A 1,968-nucleotide genomic window follows, 5' to 3' on the forward strand; every position below is an offset into this window, starting at 1 on the left:
GGCACGCGGACAAGCCGTTCGACGGCCGCGTCGCAGCTGCCATGAACGCCGTCGCTGAAGCCCTGTGCGCGGAGATGTCCGGCGCGGTGTTCGCGTTCACCCAGTCCGACGAGTGCTCGATCCTGCTCACCGACTTCGACGCCCACAGCACGCAGCCGTGGTTCGGCGGAGTCGTGCAGAAGATCGCGAGCATCGCCGCGTCCACCGCCACCGTCGCATTCAACCGCGTCTACGGCATCGGCTACGACGACGCCCACGCCACGTTCGACGCCCGCGTCTTCACCATCCCTGACCCCGTCGAGGTCGCCAACTACTTTGTCTGGCGGCAACGCGACTGCGTCCGCAACAGCGTCACGATGGCAGCTCAGGCGAAGTTCTCCCACAAGCAACTCCACGGCGTCTCCACCGGGCGTATGCAGGAGATGCTGTGGGCTGAGCACGGCATCAACTGGAACGACTACCCCGCCGGCGTGAAGCGCGGCAGGGTGTGTGTCCGCCACACAGCGGAGGAGAACATCACGTACGTGGACAAGCGCACGCAGGAGGAGACAACCACGAGGGCTGTCCGGTCTCGGTGGGCGTCGGAGGCTGCGCCGCACTTCACCGCAGACCCGGGCGGGTGGCTGGCCGAGGTTATTCCGCCGTTACCGACCCTGAGCCGTCTCGTCACCGAGGAGGCAGCGAATGCCTGAGACCGCCCAGTCCAACCCTGACGGTGTCCTCGCCGCGATCGACGCCTGCCTTGAGGACTACGACGTCGGCCCCGACGCCATGCGATGGGCTCCTGACGAACCCGAGCCTGAACTACGGGTCGAGTTCAGGCTCGACATGACGCGGTTCATCGAGTACTTCGAGCAACTCGGCCGAGCCTTCAGCCGAACCCTCGGCAGCTTGCAGTTTGACTGGGCGGCGAGCCTGGAAGCCATCCTCATAGATTCCGGGCCACGCCTACCCGCACCTTCGGAGCCGGACTTCCAAAGCGAGATGCGGGCGAGGATCGAACAGGCGTACCTCCTCGGCTACCCGAAGTTGCTGGCGAAGACGGTTTCCTTCGCCGAGCTGCCCGAGCCGGACGGCGTCGCCCCCAGTGCCCCGCCCGCACCGCCCGTCCTGTACGTTCCGGTGCTCCCACCTTCGGACGGAACCCTCACCGTGAGCCTCTCTGAGAGCGCACGACGCTCCCTTGGGCACGTCCGCAGGCTGCCGAACACCGACGCCCACGAGACCCCGTACAGCCGCAGGAGGAACCACCGATGACTGATCGACACGCTGGCTACATCGTGACCCTCGCGGAGGACGTCCGAGAGGACGACGCCGAAGCGATCCTGTCTGCTCTCCGCATGGTAAAAGGCGTCCTGTCCGTGGAGCCCATCGTGGCCTCGCCGCACGACCTGCACATCGCCACGCAGCGGGTCCGCCAGGAGTGGCGTGGGAAGATCCTCGATCTCCTCGACGAGATGCCGTGACCGCCGTCCACGAGGTGGCAGGCTGGCAGCCAGACCCCCAGGAGGACCGTTGAGCAAGGACCTGTGGATCGTCGACCTTGACGGCACCCTCGCCCTCCGAGGCGACCGCAACCCCTACGACTGGCACCGGGTAGGGGAGGACGCCCCGAACCCGCCCGTCGTCGCTGTCGTCCAAGCGCTGATCCTTGCCGGCCACCCGGTCGCGTACGTGTCTGGCCGCAAGGAGCAATGCCGATACCAGACCGAAGTGTGGCTATGCGCCAACGTCGGCTACTGGGACGACACCGAAGGCTTGTGGATGCGCGCAGACTGGGACGACCGCCCCGACGTGCAGGTGAAGCACGACATCTACACCGAACACTTCGCCCACCGGGAGGTCGCCGGAGTCATCGACGACCGGGCAACCGTCGTCAAAATGTGGCGTGAAGAGCTGGGCCTGACCGTCCTCCAGGTCGCTGAGGGCAACTACTGACGGGCGCCCCTGAGACAATGCCGTCCGTGG

At 66.5% G+C, this 1,968-nt stretch carries 4 protein-coding genes; all 4 read left to right on the forward strand.

Going from position 1 to position 1,968, the window contains the following annotated elements; translation table 11 throughout:
- Positions 1-692 (forward strand): tRNA(His) guanylyltransferase Thg1 family protein (locus tag AB0J58_RS44830; protein ID WP_364227924.1); only part of this gene is annotated, 692 nt, incomplete at its 5' end.
- Positions 685-1,257 (forward strand): hypothetical protein, encoded by a 573-nt coding sequence (locus AB0J58_RS44835; RefSeq protein WP_357795729.1) that lies wholly within the window; start codon positions 685-687, stop codon positions 1,255-1,257. The genes AB0J58_RS44830 and AB0J58_RS44835, both read left to right, overlap by 8 nt.
- Positions 1,254-1,466, forward strand: coding sequence for a hypothetical protein (locus AB0J58_RS44840; RefSeq protein ID WP_357795732.1), 213 nt, complete (start codon positions 1,254-1,256; stop codon positions 1,464-1,466). Before AB0J58_RS44835 ends, AB0J58_RS44840 begins: the two co-directional genes overlap by 4 nt.
- Positions 1,467-1,515: 49 nt before the next feature.
- A complete protein-coding gene (locus AB0J58_RS44845; protein ID WP_357795734.1) occupies positions 1,516-1,938 on the forward strand; it encodes a hypothetical protein in 423 nt (140 codons plus the stop codon).
- Positions 1,939-1,968 lie beyond the last annotated feature (30 nt).

The sequence above is a fragment of the Streptosporangium sp. NPDC049644 genome (assembly GCF_040675205.1).
In the GTDB taxonomy this organism is placed as follows: Bacteria; Actinomycetota; Actinomycetes; order Streptosporangiales; family Streptosporangiaceae; genus Streptosporangium; species Streptosporangium fukuiense.

Coding starts and splice junctions, on each gene's coding strand:
- AB0J58_RS44835 (WP_357795729.1), top strand. CDS start 685: ATGCCTGAGACCGCCCAGTCCAACCCTGACGGTGTCCTCGCCGCGATC.
- AB0J58_RS44840 (WP_357795732.1), top strand. CDS start 1,254: ATGACTGATCGACACGCTGGCTACATCGTGACCCTCGCGGAGGACGTC.